Here is a 21,597-nt window from a genome sequence, read left to right as displayed (position 1 = left end):
ATGTCAGGCCGCTGGTTGCGTTTGCACGATCGCTGTCGTGACTGCATCAGTCATGTCTATGGTGTCGTCATCCTCAAGATCCATCAGCTCAGCCAGCTGGGCCCGGGCGCGATTGACGCGGCTTTTGATCGTGCCAAGGGCCACGCCGCACATTTCCGCGGCCTCTTCATAGGAAAACCCCTGCGCGCCGACCAGAACAAGCGCTTCGCGTTGTTCGTCGTTTAACTGGTCGAATGCAACTGCAAAGTCTTTCAGTGCCAGACGCCCGTCATGATCGGGCTTTTGGGACAGCTTTTCCGCCATGACGCCATCAACATCCTCGACCTCGCGCTTCCGTTTCCGGTGTAGCGAAAAATAGGTGTTTCGCACGATGGTAAACAACCACGCCCGCATGTTGGTACCCTGCTCGAACGAGTCAATATTGCTCCAGGCCTTTATTAGAGCATCCTGTACGATATCGTCCGCCGTCGCCCCATTGCGACACAGGCTCATAGCAAATGCACGCATCGGCCCGATATGATCGACAAGCTCTTCCCTCGGGTCAGTCATTCGTGCCTCCCGTGTCACCGGCCTTTGAAATACTGGTCTGACTCCGAAGTTTTTCAAGCAGGTCGACGAACCGGTCCGGGACGGGTTCACTGGCGACTTGATCGAAAGCCCGCTTAAGGTTTTCGTCGATCCTTTGTTCAATTTCTCGCCGGTCGCGGCGCGTTTGCTGTGGTTTTGTCATGGCTTCATCAAAAAGTTTATTTTTCCTGGAACCATAACGCATCACTGCGCGTTTGGTTCCCGACTGTACAAAAAAAGATGAGGATAACAAAGATGACCGAGCCGACCGGAGTTTCCGTCGCAGATCAGATTGGTCCCATTCTGCCTTTTCTGCGCCGTTACGCCCGCGCCCTGACCGGTTCGCAACAAAGTGGTGACGCTTATGCTGCCGCAACGCTGGAGGCGATCCTTGCAGACCCCGGTCAGTTCGAGCCCAACCTGTCTCCGCGGGTGGCTCTGTTCCGTGTCTTTCACGGCATATGGTCCTCCTCCGGGATGACCGTCGAAACCCATGGCGATGGTGCGAACATCCAAGCCCGGGCCCACGCCCAGCTGTCTCGACTGACGCCCAACACGCGTGAGGCGCTTTTGCTGCGCACGGTCGAAGAATTTTCTGTCAGTAACATCGCGGCGATCATGCAGATCGAGCTTGCCGAGGCCCAAAAGCTTATTGATATCGCGTATGACGAAATGGCGCGCCATACATCAGGTCGGGTTCTGATCATCGAGGACGAAGCGATCATTGCAATGGACTTGGAGTCGATGGTGACCGAGCTGGGCCACCGCGTCACCGGCGTTGCCCGCACCGAGGCTGCAGCCCTGAACCTGGCCGCGCGCGAGCCGTTCGATCTTATCCTGTCTGACATTCAACTGGCCGACAAGTCCAGCGGCATTGATGCGGTGAATGGCATTCTTGCTCAGCATGGTGGATGCCCGGTTATTTTCATCACCGCCTTCCCCGAGCGTCTTTTGACAGGCAAAGGCCCTGAACCGGCCTTCCTCATCTCGAAACCCTACACCGAGGATAAGGTCAAATCGGCAGTAAGCCAGGCCATGTTCTTTGCCTCAAGCGCGGTGATCGAGGTCTAAATCTAAACCACCGGGTCGCGGGACACGTCAACGCGAATGAAGGGATACGAGGAGCAAGATGGAAAACGAGATCGCACAGACCGCGGAAACGTTGAAAGACAGCGTGGGAGGACAACTGTCACAGGTTTTGAATACGGAACTTTATGACGGGAAGTCCCTCAGCGATCTGCTGACCCTGGAAGCCATTCTTGGCTTGGTGGCAAACACGATCGCCGCTCTTATCCTGTTGATCATTGGTCTTGTCATTTCACGCTTTGTCAGCAGAAGACTCCGAGGCATTGGAGAAAAATCCGAGCGGTTGGACGATACGCTGTTCAATTTCCTTGGCAATCTGGTGCGCTACACGATCCTCGCGTTCACCGGGTTGTTCATTTTGAATACGTTTGGGGTGCAGACAACTTCGATCATCGCCCTGATTGGTGCTGCAGGTCTGGCAATTGGTCTGGCCCTTCAGGGTACTTTATCAAACGTTGCTGCCGGGGTGATGATTATCCTGTTCCGGCCGCTCAAGATCGGCGATTTTGTCAACGTGAACGGCGTACTTGGCACAGTCAAAGACATCACACTGAACTACACTGAGATTGCGGATATGGGGAACGTCATGGTTATCGTCCCCAATTCCGAAGTCTGGGGTAACACGATCAAGAACTACTCGGTCTATGACAAGCGCCGGGCAGAATGGACCTTTGGTGTTGGTTATGGCGTCAACCTCGCGGATGCAGAACGCGTTATTCGCGACACGATCATGTCCGACAGGCGCTCGCTTACCGATCCCGAGCCATTTATCCAAGTAAACAATCTTGGCGGCAGCAGCGTCGATTTTCTTGTGCGCGTCTGGTGTGAGTCGTCCGACTACTTCCAGTATCAGGCCGATATGACACGCAAGGTGAAAGAGGCATTGGACGAGGCGAATATAAACATCCCGTTCCCAACGCGCACTCTAGTGGTGGAAAACACCACGGCTGACCCAGAAAATGCGATAGCAGCCGAATAACATCCGACGTGAGGGGTCGCATCTGGATTTGCTGGGAGTAATCAGCCCAACCCAACCGGTCCAGTTTGATCGCTCGTGTACGACTGGCCTTAAGTAGGTTTGGACTGCGGTTTCCGGTGCGGATGCAGTCAGGCAAGCTCGAGCCATTCTCAGCTATGCCAATACGGCTGTTCTCTCTCCCACGCGAACCTAAGACCAAAACCATTCGTTTTGTGCCGAACGAACAGCATTAATGCCCGACGAATGACCTCCGAATTGGTTTCAAAGTATGTGAATGCCGATCGTTTGTTCATCGGCCAAGTCGAAGAAAGTCCCCTGCCCGCCTCAAAACACGTTCTTCTGATCAGACCAACGTAGTTTTTCTTCGCCCACAATGCGGACAAGGCTGCTATTGCAATGATAAGCATCAAGAAACTTTTCGAGCCTGAGGAGAAGAAGGTTGGAAACGGATGAAATTCAAAGACCCGAGTTTACGATGCCGGACGATGAACGACGGGTCCTTCGCGAGCATTATGAAGCAGCCTCAGTCATATTGGAGTATGGTTCTGGTGGTTCCACTGTGCTTGCCGCAGAAATGACGGGAAAAACAATATACAGCGTTGAAAGCGACCGAAAGTGGGCTCAAAAGATGCGTCGGTGGTTTCGGGAGAACCCACCAAACACAGGCACCGAAGTGAATGTTCATTGGGTAAATATCGGTAAGACCAAGAAATGGGGGTTTCCAGCTGATCGCGACAAGGTCGCTCGGTATCCTCGCTATCCCCTATCCATTTGGAAAACTGAGAATTTTCGGCATCCGGATGTCGTTCTTGTCGACGGGCGTTTTCGCGTTGGCTGTGCGTTGGCAACGGCATTCAGTATCTCGCGACCCGTGACGCTTTTGTTCGATGATTATTCGCACCGCCCCCGTATGCATGCAGCAGAAGAATTCTTGGAGAAACCCAAACTTGTGGGTCGCATGGGAATTTTCAATATTGAGCCGATGCAGATACCAGCGGATCGCATGATTAGGATAATCCGTTTATTGACGAACCCTTAGCAGGTTTCGCAACACGTAAGAAAAATGCAGAACTGCAGATGTGGACCGCTTATATTTGCGTTGGATCTTCAGTTCTAGTGGGTCGGCTCTTTCGATTTTGCGACCACCTCCGGTAGATCGCGCAGCACCGTGTCAACGATGCTCATCGCTCGGCATTGTCAGGCCAATCCGGTTGCCTTCGCTGTCTTCAATTTCTGCTACAAACCCGGCGGCGCCAAGGTTCTTTTTCTGATACAGAACCGCGCCACCATTAACGGAGGCTGATGAGAGAACCGCGTCAATATCCGCGACATCAAAGTAAACAAGAGCACCAGATTTCGAAGGGCTATACACGTCCCCAGATGCCAACGCACCTGACGCTCCGGGTGCATGATCGTCTCGTGGGAACAAGGCCATATCATAGCCGTCGATAGTCTGCCTACTCAGTTCGAGATGAAACACCGTCGAATAAAAACGAATTGCCCGGTCCATGTCGTTCACCGGGATTTCGAAGTAAAATACCGGATTTGCTGGATTACTACTGTTCATTGTTGGTCATCCTATTGCCAAAGCACCGATCGGAAATTTCAAAACAACCCCCGCGGACGCGTTGGTATCGCCGAGGAACCAACGACGCCGCACCCGGATCAAGACTTGTACCCGTGGACTCTTAAGCTCCAAGCAGACTTGCCGCGTTGCCGCAGATTAAACTGCGACCCGTTCAAAAGGTCTGGTTTTGCAATATTTTAGGTGAGCAGGCGTTTTCAGTGACTTGGCTCAATACACCGTCATGCAGCTTTCCGAAGCTGTCCCTTTCATAGTGTGGGCTGAATGAGGGCTCAAAGCCCATTCGAAACGTACCCTTTTGCGAGAGCTCACTGGTGCGACAAGACTTGCGGCATCTGTTTTGCTGCGTGAAAGATGCCGCCTATCCTCGATTAGCGCTAGCAGCATCCAAAAGGATTCCTCGTAGTTTTAACATCGGCGACCTGACACAAGCAGAACCTGCGTCAGGTCGAATGCAACGGCAGCCCTAATTCAAGCAGCAAACCCTAGTTTGGCCACATGGATTTCGAAAGTCGGGTGCATCTCGGCCCCAACAACATTTTCCCTGTGATGGCGATAAATCGACCTCCAATACGGCTGGATGATCACGCCCTCGTCCTGCATGATCTTCTGCAGTTTGGCCATGACCTCGCGCCGCTGATCTGCATCGGCTATTGAAAAGGCCTCGTCTAACAGCCTGTCAAACTCTTCGTTGGCGAACGCGCTTTCGTTCCAAGGTTCTCCCGAGCGATAGGCGAGGGCAAGCACCTGTACACCCAGTGGTCGTTGCGCCCAATCAGTTGTCGAGAAGGGGTATTTCGCCCAGTCGTTCCAGAACGTCGATCCCGGCAAAACAGTGCGCTTCACATTGATGCCTGCATCGCGAAGCATTGCGGCCGCCGCGTCAGACGTATTCTTGCGCCAAGTATCGTCGATAGAGATCAGTTCATGCTCAAAATCGCCCATTCCGGCCTCGTCCATCAAAGCCTTTGCGCCTTCAGGATCAAACACAGGCGCAGGCAACTCTGCATATTCGGGATGCATTGGCGAAACATGGTGGTTTTCCGCGACGCGCCCATTATCGGAAAACCCCAATTCAAGAAGAACGGCGTTGTTGACCGCCATAGCCAGCGCCCTGCGCACACGCGCATCCGCATAAGGTTTGGTGCCGTTAATCTCGGCCACCTGGTTCGGTCGGATGACAACCGTATTGGCGGTAACGGCCTCGGACTTGGCCCACCCGATCCCGTCCATGACAAAGATGAAATCGCCGATGGATTCGTACACCATATCGACTTCGTCTGATTCTACGGCCGCTACGATCCCGGCTTGTTCTTGACCAAAATCCAGGTACTCGATCCGGTCCAAATAGGCCCCTTCGCCCCACCAGGTATGATCTGCGTTTTTTACAAGGGCAGCTTTCACTCCGACCTCGAATTCACCGGGCAGATAGGGGCCGGTACCAATGGGATTATCAAGCGGGTCGCCGTTGAAACTCTGATGAACGATCGCGGCTGGGTAGTCCGAAAAACCAGCGATCAAGGTGATATCGGGCCGACCCATCGTCAGCTGTACTGTGCTGTCGTCCACCACAGTGATCGCTCCCTCGCGGGCCTGCCCGGATTCGGCATCGACGAGAGAACCCATCCGCGAGGCCATTGAGTTGCCCTCGACCCCTGCTTCGCACCAGCGTGCTATATTAAAGGCCACGTCCTCTGCTGTGAATGGCTCTCCGTTGTTCCAGGTCACACCGGAACGCACTTTCAATGTGTACTGCGTGGCATCGTCATTTACTTCCCAGCTTTCCAGGAGCATCGGCTTTAAACTGCCGTCGATCTGATACTCGACCAGATATTCGAAATACCCACGGGTGAAATTCGACATTTGCGGCCAGTCAAAGGTACGCGGGTCCTTCAGTGCTTTGACCGAGGATTCTATGCGTAACGTACCGCCGGATTGCGCATTTGCCGCCGCTTTGGCCGGTTGCGATACTCCTAAAAGGCCGTAGGCGACAGCCGTTGTTACTCCGAGCGATGTGGCACGGGTCAGGAATTCGCGGCGCGACAAGGTGCCCGCTCTGACTTCGTCGGCATAGGCAAATGCGGCTGGATGAATAGTGTGTGTACTGGACATAAAAGCTCTCGTCTGTTGACGTCAGAAACTAGGAGTGCCTCAAACGGTGAGGTTGACAGGCAGCTCAGAGCGCGCGGTTCGCGCCCATTGGTCGCCATGGAGACTTGTCCAAAAACGACACCATATAACAAATACGACATTGCTCCCAAGCGCAAGCAGACTTCTAACCTGCGTCGATCTGTCAAGTGCACTTCGAATTCGGAACAGGCGTGCGCTGCAGTTTGGTTGCGAAATCTTGGCTGGGTGCTCTCCGACAAATTCGAACCAGCCTCAGCTACGCCATTGGAACTGTTCCTATGCTGCGCAAAGGTCGCGCCATTGGGCGAAAACGGCGGACCGCGTTATCTTGCAGGTTTCTCGGTTGGTGAAAGATCGCTCCCGGTTGAAATGGGTTCAGGAGGAGGAATCAACGACGCCGAACACTTACAGGTTTCGTACATAACTGAAAAGAAGCATTGTCCCTGCTCGTCGTCGGAACGGGAGGCGCAAATTCAAATCTGGATTGTTGAGCCGCCTGCCCTTCTAATGTTTCTTGATGGCACCAAGTAGATGATGGCCAAGAGCATGGTGGGCCGAAATCCGAACCATCGCGCAACGTGCCCAAGTGGCTTGACTAACACGGTGTAGAGCAGCGACACCAAGGTGATTGCGGTCTACTTTGGAAAACCGATTGAACTGATTTAAAGCAGAAGGATGGAAGGAAGCGAACTTCCGCAGAGTTCACGTTTGTTGAAACCAAAGCGTCTTTCGCTTCGGACTTACTGGCTACCATGTCTTTGGAGCACAGGTCGGGTACATTCCGGGTTCAAGATTGAGAAACCGCCAAGGAGTGATCTGGTGGGACCCGTCACTCACAGCACCCATCGCAACTAGCTTTCATTTTACACTGCCACTTCCAGATACCGACGCGCAGCGAAGAGGTAATCGTAAGATGCCATGGAGCATCTTGTTCGTTCTCTCGGCTGTCTCTCCAACAGTCGCTCGATTGCCTTCGCCATCGCAACGAAATCTCCGACGGGTACAAGCTCGGCTGACTCGACGCCATGTAGAATTTCACTCGGGCCACTGGGGCAGTCCGTCGAAACCACTGCCGCGCCGCAAGCTATCGCCTGCACCAACACGTTCGGCGATCCCTCGAATTTCGATGACAGCGCAAAGACGCTGCACCGGGCCATGTATCGAAAAGGGTTGGGATCAAACCCGGGCAATGCGACATCATCGTCGAGCGACAGGTCCGAGATCAGCTTGTGAAGCTCTGAACGCATTGGACCTTCCCCAAGGATCAACAGACGAACGGCCTGCGCCTTCCGCACCTCGGCAATTGCCCGAATGAGCGTGTGATAGTCCTTTTGCGCTGACAATCGACCACATGCCAAAACAACTGGTGGAGCATCGGTGGAAAACCAAGGATTGTCGACCGGCTGTCTCGATTGCGCCATCATTTCCGGAACAATTGTCGGATTTCGAATAACCGAGATCCGCTCGATAGGGAGGTCAAGAGCCTGCGCAGCATCCTCGGCAACACCATCAGAGACAGCGATAAATGCATCCGACTGCCGTAAAAACCGTCGAGCCAGAACAAGCACGATGCGGCGCTTCATGCCCCCAAGCTTTGCCTCCTCAGTGAGACGATTTCGAATGCTGGGAATGACCGCCAGTGATTTTCCGGAAAGTGAACGGGCAAGCAAGGCAACCAAACCCGCCTCTTCGAGCGCAGAATACAGGCGCTTCGGACTGCGCAGCTTCAAATATCGAACAAGCCCGGGCAAAGCGCGCATCAGACGTGGAGACTCAAGGTCGATCAGGTTCACATTTTCCGGGATTTCAGCGCGGAAGGGACCTGACGCATTGCCAACCACAAGGTCCACGTCGACGCCAATTTCTACCATGCCCCGCGCAAGGTTCACGAAGGCTCTTTCCGCACCTCCTCCGTCCAACGTCGGTAAGAAAAGGGCTACAGGACCATCGCCATGTGGGTTGTTTGTTTCATTCATAGAACAACGTTAGGCAGCTCGGCATTTCATTCATAATGTTGCAAAAAACGACATTTCGCATAACAATTGACGCAGTTTAGTTATGTAAGGAAGTAAAGAGTGTCGCAAGGTCAACGTACAAATGTTGATGATAGCGTCTCGGCTGACACGCGTGCCCGCAGTGACGGCTCGATTTTGTTGCCGATACGTCGCCACATCTGGGCGATCATCATAGTAAGCCTCCTTGGTGGCTTGGGTGCAGGGCTTCTCAACAGTGCACGGGAGCCGACTTATACGGCATCGAGCCTTCTTTTGATAAAACCCTACAGCTTGTCGATTCTGGGTTACGAGCCTGTTTCCACCGATTTGACGAGTTCTGCCGTAGTACTGGAAACACAAGCTCAGTTACTGAGATCACCGGCACATATCGCGCGTGTCGCCGAAGCGTTGCTGTCATCCGGTACATTCGACCAAAGCGTGGAAGGTCCAGCAATGGTTGAAGGCGGCGATCCGGCCACAGATGTCGCACTTTACATTGAAGAGCGGCTTAAAGTGCAGCAGGTGGCGGATTCTGAAATCCTCCGCATCTCGTTTACTTCTACCAATGCGGAACTTTCCGCTATCGTTGCCAACGCCGTGGCCACCGAGTTTCTGGATCAACAGCGCGCTGAAAAGATCGATGAAATTGCGCAGGTTCGAGACAGGCTTCAAGAGCAATTGGCCGAAGTGACGGAAGATGCTGAACAAACTCAGCGTCAGGTTAAGGAGAGGTCCGAAGGCCTTGCCTCACCGCCATCCGAAATCCGCGCGAACCTTGCCGAAGCCGAGGCAGCCTTTCGCGCTGTGCTGTCGCGCATGCCCGAGCGCGGCACAACGCAGCTATCACCCGAAAGCCTGGAAGAACTGCGCAGCCTTGTCCTTGATGCCGCCAGCGATCTTTCCTCAGCCATTGAACAGGTCGATCGGTGGGACAGCGGCAGCGCAGACGCTGCATCCGATCCCGAGCTTGAAACTTTGATGCGTGACGCCGAAGCCGCGGGTGCTGTACACAGCGAGATTTTACGGAGATTGCGAGAGATTCGTCAGTTGCAAGCGGTCGCCACGGCCGACGCGCAAGTGGTTTCGGAGGCAACTCCACCGAGTCGTCGCAGCAACCTGACGTCAGGAGTTGTCGGATTAATGGTCGGGTTTTCGCTGTTCTTGTTCATGATGTTGCTCGCAATCGTGATGGACACACTAAGCAATCCACGCTCGATACACGATGGTAAAGGTCGCAGCAAAGGTGCTGGCTGAGGGAAACTCAGATGACTGGTAAAATAATTTCATTTCTTTACCACGAGGTGTCAGATCATCCTGAAACAAGCGGATTTCAAAACCCCGGAGCACTGCCCTATCAGCATAAGGTCGAGCAATTTTTAAATGACCTGGATTTGATCATGGAAAGCTTCTCCAGATCGGAGAGCGCGAGCAGCATTCTGGACCGCAACACAAACAACAAACTGCTTCTGACCTTCGACGACGGCGGAGCATCGGCGTTATCAATAGCACGTATACTGCATGAGAGAGGACTGGTCGGTCACTTCTTTGTCACGACCTCCATGATCGGTGAAAGAAGGTTCCTTAACGCTGATCAAATCAGGGAAATCAATGATTTCGGGCATGTCATTGGAACCCACAGTCATACCCATCCATCGATATTCAGGGACCTGCCATATGATGAAAAGCTGGATGAATGGAGTCGCAGCAAGACCATCTTGGAAGACATTCTGGGCGGCGCGATTAATAGCGCCTCAGTTCCAGGAGGCGACATGGATGAAGACACCATAAAGTCAGCGGGTGAAGCTGGTATAAGATATCTCTTCACGTCCGAGCCAAACTGGCAACCCTACGAAAAATTTGGGGTCAAGGTTTTCGGAAGGGTTTGCGCCAAAAACAGTACGAGGCCCGCGCAAATACAGAAATGGGCAAAGGGCCAAGGTTTCCATAAGGCCAAGTTATCCAGATTTCTGAAGGAGCTCATAAGAACCCGGCTTAAGTTTTTCTATCTGTGGTACGTCAAACGCAGTGAGGGACGCTGAGCCCAACGCGATCTGGGGCCAGAACCCATAAAGCGGGGTGCGACACCCGCATCATGTCAAATCAGACTACCCGCTGCTTCGTTCAAAGAGCAGAGACGCCAGACCGCGGAGGTAGCCCACCCCATAGGTTACGTGCATGGAAAGAAAAACAACCGGAAGCCGAAGCGCCGCGGCCAGCCCCAGATTGCGCGTTGCACCAGCAGCGACCAGACAACCTGCAAAAAGATGAATCGCCAGCAAAGCGACACTAATACCGACCATGGGCGGCCACAGAGTCGCCGTCAGCGCGGAAATGCCAATTGCCGCTACGAAAGCGGGAGGAACTAACTGCCGCCACGTCGTGACCCGACCGAGACGCCGACCCGAAACTGGCTTATAACGACCGTAGCGGAACATCTGAAACGCCAGAGCACGCAACGTGCCTCTCGCGATGTAAGTCACCTTGATGGTCGGATCGAGCACCACATCGCCGCCCCTCTCGACAATCCGCGCATTCAGTTCGTCGTCTTCGGCATAGGGGATGTCGGTCGCGAAACCGCCCAAATCCCGAAGCACCTCGCGCCGCCAGCAGCCAAAGGGCACGGTCTCGACACGTTTTCGCCCCCCTACTCCGATCCGGAACGAGGAATTCCCAACCCCGAACGGATGCGCCATGGCATAGGCAATCGCGTCCGCCATGGGCGTCTTTGCTCCTGGGTGCGTGATGACGATGCCACCGGCATTCCATGCCCCGGTTTCCAGAAGCACATCAACACAAGACCGGGCATAGTCAGGTGGATAGACAGCATGTGCATCAAGCCGCAATATGACATCTGCATCAGTCGCGTCGATCGCACGATTGAGAGCATGGGCCGGTAGCTGATCAGGATTATCGAGTATCGAAATGCGGGGCTCACTTGCCGCAATAGCATCAAGGCGCGTGCGTGTACCGTCATCGCTCATCCCGTCCACCACCATGAGAGAGAGCCGTTCGCGCGGATAGTCAAACTCCAGGACCGAGGTAACCGCGGCGTCAATGTATTTAATCTCGTTCCGGCAAGGCATGATCGCGGCAACTGAAGGAAGCCCGTTCTCGCCACCACTTGGTTGCTTCATGTTCGGTCAGTCCCCAAGGCCCAATGCATGCCGTCTTTGACTCGGGGCGTTGAGACGCACGCGCTCATAGAGTTCAATGTAGCGGGCGACCATCGCTTCGAGCGAGTTCCCCTCTTCGATCCGCTTTCGGGCGAGACGGCCCTGAGTCAAGCGTTCGGCGGCCGACATCTCCACCATTGCCCGCATAGCATCCGCAAGCGCTTCTGGATCTCCGGGCGGGATGATCGCACCGGTATCCCCAACGATCAGTCGGCTATCGCCGACGTCGGTCGCAATACATGGCACTTCGCTTGCCATTGCCTCGCCCAATACAAGCGGGAAAGCCTCACCAAACTCTGAGGGCAGCACAAAAGCATCGAGCCCGGGCAAAAGGGCATGTATGTCGTGACGCTCGCCGAGGCAGGATACATGATCACCGATCCCCTCACGCGCAATCAAGTCGACGAGTTCCGAGTTTTGACGTTCGATCCCTGTACCTGCGAGCACGAGATGAAATGGCACCCCGGACTCGCGCAATTTGGCCGCGGCAGAGAAAAGCACCGCGTGCCCTTTCATTGGGTGCCAGCGGGCAAAAAGACCGAAAAGGGTTGCATCCCCGATGTTGCAAATCTCGTTGCTCAGCATTTCACGAGAGTTCGGCCGGGGTCGAAAGTGATCGCAGTCAGTGCCGTTCGGGATTACCAGTGTCTTGGACGCGTCAAATCCGGCCCGCTCATGCTGCTTCGCTGCGACCTCAGAAACGTAAACGATCTTTTCAGGCCAGCCAGACAGGTAACGATTGAGCTTCGCTGCCACCCGACTTATGGCCGGAAGCTGAACCGGCGGGTCGAGCGTGTTGTGGTTACTCCAGACAACCGGCGCTGGCGAACGTGCCATTATACGCAGAACCGTGGCGGCAAGGTTGCCATGATAGATCCACCCCTGGATCACGTCCGGCGCTGCTTTTCGCACCTCGCGAACCATTCTGTAGAGCGCCCGTACAGGCACCCTTTTCCGCGGGGCGCCAATCTCGATCAACTCTGCGCCGGACGCCTGCAAGCGTTCCCTTAAAGGTCCGCAAGTGGTTATTACCAGTATATCGTTTTGTATCCCAGCGGCCTGAAGCCCCTCGACGAGTTGGACGAGCACGTACTCCGCACCACCCACATCTATCCCGTCAATGACATGCAGAACACGCACTAGCCCTTGCCCTCATGCAGGACGGCCACTTGACCCATTGCCACGGCCACAAGAAGAATGACCGCTTTGTTGTCGATCACGTTATGAGAAAAAAAGCCGTACAGCCCGAACAGGCACCCAACCAGAACCAATTCTGGCGATCTGGTTTTAGCGCCAAGAGCGATAACCGATAAGACGAAGGCGACATAGATGAACACACCAACGAGGCCCACGTCGATCCAAGCGCGCAGGTACATGTTGTGTGGACCGAAACCAAACGGGGCGTTTGCTTCCAGATTGGTTAAGGTATGCCCCGCCCCATTTCCGAAAAACGGGCTTCTTGTCGCGATATCGAGGTAGTGGTTCAAGAGAAGCGATCTGTAAGGATCTTCAAGATTTCCTGTGCCTGAAAACAGAAGTTGTTCCGCACGCTCAACAACACCGGTGTTCTGAACCTGCGGCAGGGTTGTCAAAACATAGAGGATCGCAACGCTGGCCCCTAATGCCGCAACTGCGACCACAGCACCCAATACCAACCGGTCCAGCCGCCGCTCTCTCAGTTCACGCAGTGCAAAGATTGCACCATATGTCGCAAGAACGATGAAAAGAAAGAAGATGCCCATCCGAGAGAGCGTGCAAACAACCCCCGCAGAAGCAACCACGATCACACCAATATCCACCAATCGCGTGCGGGTGTAGTCGACCGATAGCGCCAAGCTGGCAGCAATGAGAAAAGCAGCCGTGTTCGAATTCAGGGCTAAACCGCCTGTGCGCCCGATGGGAGACCCCAGTGCAGTCGGCAGCAAGGTTTCGAGGATGACCGACGCACTCAGCACCAGAACAACAAGCGCAGACATCTTACGGACGGTGACTGTAACCGTAGCTTCACTGGCCAAGGCGATCCCGAACAACAAAACAGCAAACTGGAGGACCGGCAGAACAATGGTAAAGTCTACATCGCCGGCTAGTGGCACTGCGCCAGAGTAAACGGCATGTATCGCGACCCAACCCGCGAAAATCGTCAGCGGCACGGCGCAGAACCGAAGCGCGCCTTCAAAACGTTCAAATGAAGTACGAGTTTTCCCTTCGACCGCAATCGCAGTGGCAAACAAAACTGCCAGCGCGATTAAAATGAAATAGGCACTGAAAGGAAACAGCCCTCTTTCAAATAGAAAGATGTCAAGGTTCGTAGCCAGTACGCAAAAGGCCAACGTCACTGCTATTGCAATTGGTCCAACGCTTGCATCAGTTTGTTGGTTGGCAAGTCGTAAAGTTCCCTCAGCCATTCTTTGCTCTTCTCGGATAAACAGAAGTGCTCAGGAAAAGTGTCTTCAGTATCGTTTGGATGGTCAAGATGATGATCCGTAGGTCGCTGACAGGCGTCGCGTTCCGGAAATAATCCACATCTACTGCGAGTTTTTTACGCATGACACTCACGTAATTCTGGATTGGATCATCAGGTGACAGCAGCGCTTCTCCCTCTTGATAATACCAAAGGCTGCCGGGGCTCGTAAGGCCGGGCCGAAAGGCGAGCGACTCCCACTCGCTCGGGCCGTATAGCTGTTGAACGATCTCAGGGTCTTCAGGGCGCGGTCCGACTATGGCCATCTGGCCGGCAAGTACGTTGAACAGTTGCGGCAACTCATCAAGCTTCGCCGCCCTAATGAACTTGGCACCTGGTAGCAGACGTTTGTCGTTCGGTGCCGTTACCTTTGATCCAGAGTCGGCTCCGACCGGCATGGTGCGAAATTTGAACATTGTGAAGTGATCACCGCCTTTTCCAACACGCGGCGCCCGATAAAGGATATGCCCTTTGCAAGTCAGCCCAACAATGACGGCTGTCAGTATCATCAATGGGGCACATACGATAACAGCACAAACTCCAATAAGCAGATCCAGACCGCGGCGAAGATACTCGAACTTTCCCATTAGTTCGAACGTCTTTCAAAAGCGCTCTTTACTGCAGCAATGACACGCTCGACTGACGCGTCGTCCATCTTGCTGTAGATCGGAATGCTCAACATCGAATGATATGCAGCGCTGCTTACCGGAAACGCCTCCTCGGTCAGTTGGTATCGGTTCTTCCAATAAGGATGCATGTGCAGCGGTACGTAGTGGACGCTTACACCTATTCCGAGCGCGTTCATATGAGCCACCATAGAACTCCGGTCTATGCCGCAGTCAGGTGCAAGGCGGATCGGGTAGAGATGCCAAGCGTGGCAATCATGCGGTGTCCCCGCAGAGGGTAATTGAAGCGGAAGCTCTCTGAAAGCCTCGGTATAGCGCTTGGCAATGAACTCACGCCGACGATGCATCTCCGAAAGGCGGCGAAGTTGGTGCACTCCGATCGCAGCCGCGATATCGGTCATGTTGTACTTATACCCCGGGGCGACCACTTCATAGTACCATGGTCCTCCGGCCTGATACCTGTCGAATACATCGCGGTTGATCCCGTGGAGACGCATTGTCCTCGCGCGCGCCGCTATCTCCTTATTTCGAGTGACCAGCATGCCGCCCTCGCCGGTCGCGAGCGTTTTCGTTGCGTAGAAACTAAAGACGCATGCGTCGGTGTCGAGGCTACCGATCGGCTGGCCTTCGAAAGTGGTCGGAAGCGCATGTGCGGCGTCTTCCACGACAGATAGTCCATGCGACTTCGCAAAACTCAGTATGGACCGCATATCGCACGCCAAACCGCCATAATGCACAGGAATGATCGCACGCGTTCGATCCGTCACGGCATCGGCAAGCAGGGTTGGGTCAATGTTCAAAGTTACCGGATCGACATCTACGAAGACCGGGTCAGCCCCCATGTAACGGACAACTTCGGCTGTCGCCGTAAATGTATGGACCGGGACGATGACTTCATCCCCCTGTCCGATACCCAAAGCCTCGACAGCCAAATGAAGGCCCGCAGTGGCTGAGTTTACTGCGACCGCATAAACCTCGCCACCAAGGTGTTCCGCAAATTCCTTCTCAAATCGTGCTGTTGTTGGTCCCGACGTGATCCAGCCGGTTTTTAGGGTTTTAACAACCTCATCGATCTCGGCCTGCCCAATATCCGGCAGGGCGAACGGCAAATAGGGCCGCAATTCGTCAGTTTGCAAATTCAAGCTGCACCCTTGTCGCGTTGCAGAGAAAGCTGGCTGGCATATCGAGGAACACATCCTTGCAGCGCAGCCCGAATATCACTGTCACCGCCGATGCGTGTTAGCTGTTCGAGCCCGTCGATGGTTTGTGTGATCTCCTCAAGAGACTTCCCCGCAGATCGCGCCATCAAAATGAGCGGCGTAGGTCCGTCAATACACTCCTCGGTGTCGTCAAACAGAACTTCATAGAGTTTTTCGCCGGGCCTGATACCAGTGATCTTGATGTCAATATCCGTTCCGGGCCGCTTGCCATTCAGGACGATCATTTGGTGGGCAATGTCGATAATTTTTACTGGCTCGCCCATGTCCAGGACGTTGATGTTTCCACGGTCATCGCTGTCCAGGCCAAGCGCAAGTGAATGAACAACCAGCTTGCAAGCTTCTGGAATCGTCATGAAGAACCGGGTCATTTCTGGGTGGGTAACGGTAACGGGCCCACCCTCTTCGATCTGCTTTTGCAAGATCGGAATGAGTGAACCGGACGAACCGAGCACGTTTCCGAACCGCACCGTCATGAAGCGTGCGCCCGTTCGACTGCGATCCAATGCCTGACAGTGGAGTTCCGCAAGCCTCTTGGTCGCGCCCATAACGCTGGAAGGGTTCACAGCCTTGTCGGTTGAGACTTGAACCATGGCCTTGGCGCCACATGCAAGTGTAGCCCGTGCCACGTTTCGAGTGCCAATCACGTTCGACAGAACCGCCTCAACCGGGTTCGCCTCAACCATGGGGACGTGCTTCAGCGCAGCTGCATGCAACACCACATCAGGAAGTGCTTGCATGAATATGGTTTCAAGTCGTCGCGCGTCACGTATATCGCAAATGGTTGCCTGAACCTGAGCGTCCGGAAACTCCTTCTTAATCGTCTGCTCGATCTTCCATAGATTGAACTCGCAGTTGTCGATGAGAACAAGTTTTGAGCACCCGATTTCAGCGACGAGCTTGCTCAGCTCACTTCCTATGCTCCCGCCAGCGCCGGTCACGACGACGTGCTTGCCACTAATGGTTTTTACAATCGGAGCCATATCGAGATCGACTGGGGCGCGGCCAACAACGGCTTGCAGAATTCCGTGGTCCACTTCGATCCTTTCGCTTTCGACGAAAGATGCTGTCGCTATTGACGTCCGGATAGCTGAAATACGTAAGTTCTGCTTGACCGCTGCGTTAAGGATTAAGGCGAGTTCCTCCTGTGATGGATGCCGCGTCAGGATAAGCTCGTTGGGTCGACGGTCTTTACGCGCTAGCTCTTCCACAATCGCGTCAAGCCGTGAAAGATCGCCCAAAATCGGAACTTGGCGCACCGTTCGATCAACGTAGTCTGATCGGTGATCGATGATTCCAACGGGCTCGAACTTTGCCTCTGAGTTCAGTTCGAGACCTCTAAGCCAAAGATTACAATTGGCGCCGGCGTGGAATAACAGCACCCGGTTTGGACTCTGCGAGACAGTTAACAGGGGATGAGTTGCGTCGATGACGTACTGCCAGCCAAGTCTGCCGGCAAGCAGCGCGAAACTCACGAAGAACCAGTGCGCGAAAACACCAAGCAAGAATTCAAACTGACCACCAGAGCGCGCAAAGCCGATGCTCAACAACACATTGGACAGAAACACAACGACCGCGCTCGCGCACAGAATACCCGGCAAGTCCCGCACCGAGAAATACCGCCAAACCTGACATTGAAGCTTGAAGGCGAGGTAAACCGGTACGCAAAGCCCCGCGATGATGGCCAATACCAAAAGCATCTGCCGCGTGCCCAGATCCCAGTACACGGTTGGCAACAGCAAAAAGGTGAAATAAGTTGCGGCGCAAGTGACAAGCGTATCATGAACGACGACCGCTGTTACGAGTCCAGATTTTTTCCTGGCAAGCCCCCGCCGCAGCCATCGACCATAGTTTAAACCATTAGTTAATAAATTCGAAACACGGCCGTTCGCAACACGACCGTTGGCATGAAAATGAACCAACACTAGTACCCCCAAGCGCCACGCAAGATGGAGCGTCACACACAGTCAAGTGTTACTTATGATAATATCATCATATGCGCAGTACTGATAAAATTCCAATACTCTTGCCACAGGATTGCCACATTGTCGCCATAAATCTGAAAAAATACGGTTTGTTTCAACATTTTTGCACATAAAAAAACGGGAACACACCAATTTACGGTCAGATTCTCTTACTAGACGGCCTAAAAATACAGCGCGCTCAGACCGCTAAACCGGCCCGAGCACGCCAAAACAATGAACGGTCCAAAACGCGGACCAGTGTCGATCAGAACAGAAGGCCGTTGGAATACTCCCAACTCGGATCAATCTCGTCGGCACCGATGACTGTATTCGGCCCCAGGTTGGAGTCTTGGATACCGCCGCCCCAGCCGTAGCTGTCGTCATAGAAGACGGGCTGCACGTCTCCGAAGACGTTGTCATAGACTTCAATGTCTGTTGTTGGCTGTTCAAAACGGGTGTGTTCGTTGGCGATCAAGAGGCCAATTCCCGGTGCGTCCTTTCTGAAAAATTCCTCGTCGCCTGTGTGGAACAGCAGATTGTCTGTCGCCGTGACGTCCTGAGCATTGTCCAGATACACTTGCACGCTGAAATTGTCGTAGACCCTGTTTCCTTCGATCATGACATCGGAGGAGGACAATACACCGATACCTTCTCCGTAGTTCTTGAACACGATATTGTCCTCGACAAGAACATCGGTTGACACATCTACCGCGATCCCACGCGGCCAACCATAGGACAGATCCCGTTCTTCATTCATTAAGCCGGTGTCAAAGACGACATTGTCCTTAATCACATGTCCGCTGCTGTCACCTAACTTGTTCGAGCCGACCCAAATGCCACCAACTTCCGATGCATGCACGACATTGTTAGAGATGGTCACGTTGTCGGACGCCCAGACCACAAGCGCTGTTCCAGTGGAATTTGTAACTTCGAAGCCCTCAAAGTGGATATTGTCCGCTGCAAGGGTGACAAGATCGGTGTTGGGAGGGGTTCGACTGCCATCAATAACAGGACGCTCTCCCGGATAGGCGGCGATGACCAAATCGTTTCCGACACTACCACCGTTTTCGATCAGGATCGGCCCTTCATAGAGCCCACCGCGAACGAGGATAACATCTCCTGCACCAGCCATACTTGCGGCATGCTCAATGGTCGCAAAAGGATCGTCGATCGTTCCGGTCCCGTTGTCGCTGCCGCTGCTCGACACGAAGAACCTTGCTTCCGAGATGATTTCGGCCTGAGCAGTAGTATCCGGCATCGGCTCGGGCACCGGTTCTGGATCCGGCGCTGGTTCCGGTTCTGGCTCTGGTTGAGGTTCCGGTTCAAGTTCCGTTGTCGGTTCCGTCTCTGGTTCTGGCTGCGGCTCCGGTTCTGGCTCTGGCTGAGGTTGCGGCTCTGGTTCCGGCGTCGGTTCTGGTTCCGGCTCTTGATCAAGCGATTGTTCGCCATCTGGCTGCGGTTCAGGTGCAACGACGTTTTCAGGTGGCGGTGTGCTGGGCGACCCCGGATCCTCTACGACCACTTCTTCCTGCGTGTCTTCGCATTCCAATTCAGACCCAGAGTCTTGTTCATCACTCGACGAAGGATCGGAGGCTTCGTCCGTTTCGGGAACTGGCGCAGGGTCATTTGGCGTAGGGGTATCGGATGAATCCCAGTTCAGCTGCCAGAATGGACGAGAGGTATCTTCACCGCTTCGCCAATCCCACCGATGAGACGCACCACTACTGAAGAGTTCACGTAGAAACAAGAAAAGGTTCATTTGCTCTGCTCGCACATTGGTTTTTGCCTGCGTGATCGCTGTGCAGCATCCCCTGCCGTCTTTTGAAGGGTCCGAAACCGACGGTCTTTTGATTTAGCTGCACTACAATCTGGAAATCATTGTCTAGCGTGCTGCGAAAAAATTCTAGAAGACTAAGGTCGCGACGCCTGAACAAGCGGCAAACCGACAAGTTCCGGCCCATTTCCCTGCTGATTTCCGCCGATCAGTCGGTGGGGATGACCCCCGATTGGCGCTTTCCAACGCCAACATCACCTTGAAATCAGAACTTTTTCCCCTCGTAGGGAAGCCATTATGTCACAAGCTGAGCATCTAGTACTGTCTCGTTCATTCTGTTCTCAGTTCTGAGACGGTGAGGACAAACGAAAAGCCGCATTTACTGCCGTCGCTGAGCAGTCACGCATGCAAGGACCGTTAACTGCGCAGCTAAGCGGACAGCGCTTTCTCGCATTTGAAGCGATTCGATTCAGGTGATCAGTTGTGCACGCCGTACAAGCAAAGGTGATTCCGGCGGGCTGCATCGCGGTCAAACATGTTCGATGTACTAGCCAACCGTCGCGTCGGGTCCAGTCTTATTTGCCGAGCGTTGGACCAAAATCGGTGCAATACAAAGTGTCCGAGAGGCCTGTGTCACTGATTTAAGTCTTTATAGCCACCCCACCCATTTCCCGAGGCTTTGTTCCCGGAAAGGCGAGCACGCCGCACCGCGCCGTTATTATCGAATCCGCTTGCGCGATTTCCGATAGCCCGATTTCCGACAATTTGATGCAACGGCCCGGTGGTGTTACGCCCAAGTTTGAACCCAACTCCGTCACCGGCGGCCTGACGCGTTCCTGGGATCCATCCATTCCTCGATGCGGTTGAACCTTGAATCGTCACAGGAGCCTCGGCCATCCAAAGATCAAAGCCATCATCGGAGTTGTTGTAGGAACTGCAGTTCGAAATCACGTTGCCGGTAGCTCGGCTCGGAATCGACGTGACCCCTATCCCGTCTGCATTGCCGCCCGGCGTCTTTGATCGCGGGTCATAGTTGCTGTGCGCCTTACAATTCCGAAGCAGATTATTGCGCGAGTCCCCGATTACCAGAATTCCAGGTCCCTGGTGATCATAGCTTTGGACCTTATCGAGCAAGTTGTTCGAGGCATTCTCGATTTGGATACCGACGGCCCATGCCCCTGCCGAATTCTGCTTGGCACCTCTGACCGAGAAATTAATAAGCCGCCAATGGTCACCCTTTACGTTTAGACAGTAAAGCGTGCGCCCCGAAGTCTTAGCGCTACAATCAAGAATGACACCGGGACCGCTGCCGCGTAGAGTGATCGGAGCACCGGACCTCCCGCTTTTGGACAGATTGAGACCATACTGCGTGCTGCCCTGGAAGCGGTACACTCCGGGCGCAACAAGAACTGTGTCTCCCGGTCCTGCCGATGCAATGCCGCGCTGGATGGACTTCATCGGTTGCGATGACGTCCCAGAGTTTTTGTCACTACCATCTGCCGCTGAAACATGGATTACACGACCTGAAGTGTGCTGATCGTCTGTATCTCCCGCCGCACGCGCTTCTAGCTGGTCCGGACTTGACGCGCAGCCGCTCAGCAGCGCCATCGTCAACAATGATAAGAACGAAAATTTCCGACGTCTCATAAAAAGTCCCATTCTTTAAAAAACGATGCGACGTCTGGCGGGTTATCCCGACGTTTGGAGCCGTATCAGCTTGGACGGCGCGCCATGCGGCGACACCCATGGCAAAATTTGAAACCTCGGGCCACGAGTTACTGAACCCGCACCTGCGGCCCTCAAGAAAAACGCGATCTTCGTGGCGAAATTCTTCGCACGGATCACCGGAAGCAAATCGAGATTGGGCATGTTAATATCCATGCAGCGTTCAACTAGCCTGTCAGAAACCTTCGCCCGCAGCTCATCTGAACAACCGAAATCGGTCAGCGGCAGTTTGGTTTTCTTCATTTGCCGCACCTGGTCCAGACGTGTGGCGCTAAAGTCGCCAAAATAGACCCTTCATACATTATACGAATGGAAG

At 54.0% G+C, this 21,597-nt stretch carries 19 protein-coding genes; 5 read left to right on the top strand and 14 right to left on the bottom strand.

Annotated features, from left to right (window positions below):
* Positions 1 to 3: 3 nt before the first annotated feature.
* A complete protein-coding gene (locus tag ACXAET_RS01645) occupies positions 4 to 549 on the bottom strand; it encodes an RNA polymerase sigma factor (RefSeq protein WP_475180138.1) in 546 nt (181 codons plus the stop codon).
* Complete coding sequence (locus ACXAET_RS01640) at positions 542 to 730, bottom strand: NepR family anti-sigma factor (protein ID WP_475180133.1); 189 nt, start codon at positions 728 to 730, stop codon at positions 542 to 544. Before ACXAET_RS01640 ends, ACXAET_RS01645 begins: the two co-directional genes overlap by 8 nt.
* Before the next feature lie 92 nt (positions 731 to 822).
* On the opposite strand from ACXAET_RS01640, the gene ACXAET_RS01635 reads away from it, so the two are divergent.
* From ACXAET_RS01635 to ACXAET_RS01625, 3 genes are all read left to right on the top strand, one after another.
* Entirely contained in the window at positions 823 to 1,638 is an 816-nt protein-coding gene (locus tag ACXAET_RS01635; RefSeq protein ID WP_475180130.1) for a response regulator, read from the top strand.
* Positions 1,639 to 1,696: 58 nt separating this feature from the next.
* The gene (locus ACXAET_RS01630; RefSeq protein WP_475180127.1) at positions 1,697 to 2,632 is read left to right on the top strand and encodes a mechanosensitive ion channel family protein; all 936 of its coding nucleotides are present in this window, start codon (positions 1,697 to 1,699) and stop codon (positions 2,630 to 2,632) included.
* 439 nt (positions 2,633 to 3,071) lie between these two features.
* Entirely contained in the window at positions 3,072 to 3,671 is a 600-nt protein-coding gene (locus ACXAET_RS01625) for a hypothetical protein (RefSeq protein WP_475180124.1), read from the top strand.
* A 132-nt stretch (positions 3,672 to 3,803) separates the two neighbouring features.
* On the opposite strand, the gene ACXAET_RS01620 is transcribed toward ACXAET_RS01625, so the two are convergent.
* From ACXAET_RS01620 to ACXAET_RS01610, 3 genes are all read right to left on the bottom strand, one after another.
* Positions 3,804 to 4,199 carry a VOC family protein gene (locus ACXAET_RS01620; RefSeq protein WP_475180120.1) on the bottom strand — a complete coding sequence of 132 codons (396 nt, stop codon included), beginning with the start codon at positions 4,197 to 4,199 and terminating at the stop codon, positions 3,804 to 3,806.
* A 489-nt stretch (positions 4,200 to 4,688) separates the two neighbouring features.
* Positions 4,689 to 6,329 (bottom strand): ABC transporter substrate-binding protein, encoded by a 1,641-nt coding sequence (locus ACXAET_RS01615; RefSeq protein WP_475180115.1) that lies wholly within the window; start codon positions 6,327 to 6,329, stop codon positions 4,689 to 4,691.
* 881 nt (positions 6,330 to 7,210) lie between these two features.
* Positions 7,211 to 8,323: a glycosyltransferase gene (locus ACXAET_RS01610; protein WP_475180110.1), complete on the bottom strand. Its 1,113-nt coding sequence runs from the start codon at positions 8,321 to 8,323 to the stop codon at positions 7,211 to 7,213.
* A 99-nt stretch (positions 8,324 to 8,422) separates the two neighbouring features.
* Here ACXAET_RS01610 and ACXAET_RS01605 point away from each other — a divergent pair, with 99 nt between their 5' ends.
* Together ACXAET_RS01605 and ACXAET_RS01600 are read left to right on the top strand one after the other, a co-directional pair.
* A complete protein-coding gene (locus ACXAET_RS01605; RefSeq protein WP_475180106.1) occupies positions 8,423 to 9,595 on the top strand; it encodes a Wzz/FepE/Etk N-terminal domain-containing protein in 1,173 nt (390 codons plus the stop codon).
* Positions 9,596 to 9,606: 11 nt separating this feature from the next.
* Positions 9,607 to 10,380, top strand: coding sequence for a polysaccharide deacetylase family protein (locus ACXAET_RS01600; protein WP_475180102.1), 774 nt, complete (start codon positions 9,607 to 9,609; stop codon positions 10,378 to 10,380).
* A 66-nt stretch (positions 10,381 to 10,446) separates the two neighbouring features.
* On the opposite strand, the gene ACXAET_RS01595 is transcribed toward ACXAET_RS01600, so the two are convergent.
* From ACXAET_RS01595 to ACXAET_RS01555, 9 genes are all read right to left on the bottom strand, one after another.
* Positions 10,447 to 11,475: a glycosyltransferase family 2 protein gene (locus ACXAET_RS01595; RefSeq protein WP_475180097.1), complete on the bottom strand. Its 1,029-nt coding sequence runs from the start codon at positions 11,473 to 11,475 to the stop codon at positions 10,447 to 10,449.
* Between the two features lie 6 nt (positions 11,476 to 11,481).
* Positions 11,482 to 12,654: a glycosyltransferase gene (locus ACXAET_RS01590; protein ID WP_475180094.1), complete on the bottom strand. Its 1,173-nt coding sequence runs from the start codon at positions 12,652 to 12,654 to the stop codon at positions 11,482 to 11,484.
* Entirely contained in the window at positions 12,654 to 13,919 is a 1,266-nt protein-coding gene (locus ACXAET_RS01585) for an O-antigen ligase family protein (RefSeq protein ID WP_475180089.1), read from the bottom strand. The genes ACXAET_RS01590 and ACXAET_RS01585 overlap by 1 nt, the downstream gene beginning before the upstream one ends.
* Entirely contained in the window at positions 13,912 to 14,562 is a 651-nt protein-coding gene (locus ACXAET_RS01580) for a sugar transferase (protein WP_475180085.1), read from the bottom strand. Before ACXAET_RS01580 ends, ACXAET_RS01585 begins: the two co-directional genes overlap by 8 nt.
* Positions 14,562 to 15,743 carry a DegT/DnrJ/EryC1/StrS family aminotransferase gene (locus tag ACXAET_RS01575; RefSeq protein WP_475180080.1) on the bottom strand — a complete coding sequence of 394 codons (1,182 nt, stop codon included), beginning with the start codon at positions 15,741 to 15,743 and terminating at the stop codon, positions 14,562 to 14,564. Before ACXAET_RS01575 ends, ACXAET_RS01580 begins: the two co-directional genes overlap by 1 nt.
* On the bottom strand, positions 15,740 to 17,743 hold the full coding sequence (locus ACXAET_RS01570) for a polysaccharide biosynthesis protein (RefSeq protein WP_475180077.1): 2,004 nt from the start codon (positions 17,741 to 17,743) through the stop codon (positions 15,740 to 15,742). Before ACXAET_RS01570 ends, ACXAET_RS01575 begins: the two co-directional genes overlap by 4 nt.
* Before the next feature lie 304 nt (positions 17,744 to 18,047).
* Positions 18,048 to 19,541, bottom strand: coding sequence for a right-handed parallel beta-helix repeat-containing protein (locus ACXAET_RS01565; RefSeq protein ID WP_475180073.1), 1,494 nt, complete (start codon positions 19,539 to 19,541; stop codon positions 18,048 to 18,050).
* Between the two features lie 648 nt (positions 19,542 to 20,189).
* Complete coding sequence (locus tag ACXAET_RS01560) at positions 20,190 to 21,203, bottom strand: right-handed parallel beta-helix repeat-containing protein (protein ID WP_475180068.1); 1,014 nt, start codon at positions 21,201 to 21,203, stop codon at positions 20,190 to 20,192.
* 42 nt (positions 21,204 to 21,245) lie between these two features.
* Complete coding sequence (locus ACXAET_RS01555) at positions 21,246 to 21,524, bottom strand: hypothetical protein (protein ID WP_475180063.1); 279 nt, start codon at positions 21,522 to 21,524, stop codon at positions 21,246 to 21,248.
* Between the last annotated feature and the right edge of the window lie 73 nt (positions 21,525 to 21,597).

The sequence above is a fragment of the Ruegeria sp. AWH4_226 genome, assembly GCF_056159225.1.
This window is presented reverse-complemented; position numbering and strand designations above follow the sequence as displayed.

Bases quoted from the DNA above. Each gene is read 5' to 3' on its own strand.
- ACXAET_RS01595 (WP_475180097.1), bottom strand. From the start codon at position 11,475: ATGAAGCAACCAAGTGGTGGCGAGAACGGGCTTCCTTCAGTTGCCGCG.
- ACXAET_RS01555 (WP_475180063.1), bottom strand. From the start codon at position 21,524: ATGAAGAAAACCAAACTGCCGCTGACCGATTTCGGTTGTTCAGATGAG.
- ACXAET_RS01635 (WP_475180130.1), top strand. From the start codon at position 823: ATGACCGAGCCGACCGGAGTTTCCGTCGCAGATCAGATTGGTCCCATT.
- ACXAET_RS01645 (WP_475180138.1), bottom strand. From the start codon at position 549: ATGACTGACCCGAGGGAAGAGCTTGTCGATCATATCGGGCCGATGCGT.
- ACXAET_RS01600 (WP_475180102.1), top strand. From the start codon at position 9,607: ATGACTGGTAAAATAATTTCATTTCTTTACCACGAGGTGTCAGATCAT.
- ACXAET_RS01640 (WP_475180133.1), bottom strand. From the start codon at position 730: ATGACAAAACCACAGCAAACGCGCCGCGACCGGCGAGAAATTGAACAA.
- ACXAET_RS01615 (WP_475180115.1), bottom strand. From the start codon at position 6,329: ATGTCCAGTACACACACTATTCATCCAGCCGCATTTGCCTATGCCGAC.
- ACXAET_RS01580 (WP_475180085.1), bottom strand. From the start codon at position 14,562: ATGGGAAAGTTCGAGTATCTTCGCCGCGGTCTGGATCTGCTTATTGGA.
- ACXAET_RS01610 (WP_475180110.1), bottom strand. From the start codon at position 8,323: ATGAATGAAACAAACAACCCACATGGCGATGGTCCTGTAGCCCTTTTC.
- ACXAET_RS01630 (WP_475180127.1), top strand. From the start codon at position 1,697: ATGGAAAACGAGATCGCACAGACCGCGGAAACGTTGAAAGACAGCGTG.
- ACXAET_RS01560 (WP_475180068.1), bottom strand. From the start codon at position 21,203: ATGAGACGTCGGAAATTTTCGTTCTTATCATTGTTGACGATGGCGCTG.
- ACXAET_RS01620 (WP_475180120.1), bottom strand. From the start codon at position 4,199: ATGAACAGTAGTAATCCAGCAAATCCGGTATTTTACTTCGAAATCCCG.
- ACXAET_RS01565 (WP_475180073.1), bottom strand. From the start codon at position 19,541: ATGAACCTTTTCTTGTTTCTACGTGAACTCTTCAGTAGTGGTGCGTCT.
- ACXAET_RS01585 (WP_475180089.1), bottom strand. From the start codon at position 13,919: ATGGCTGAGGGAACTTTACGACTTGCCAACCAACAAACTGATGCAAGC.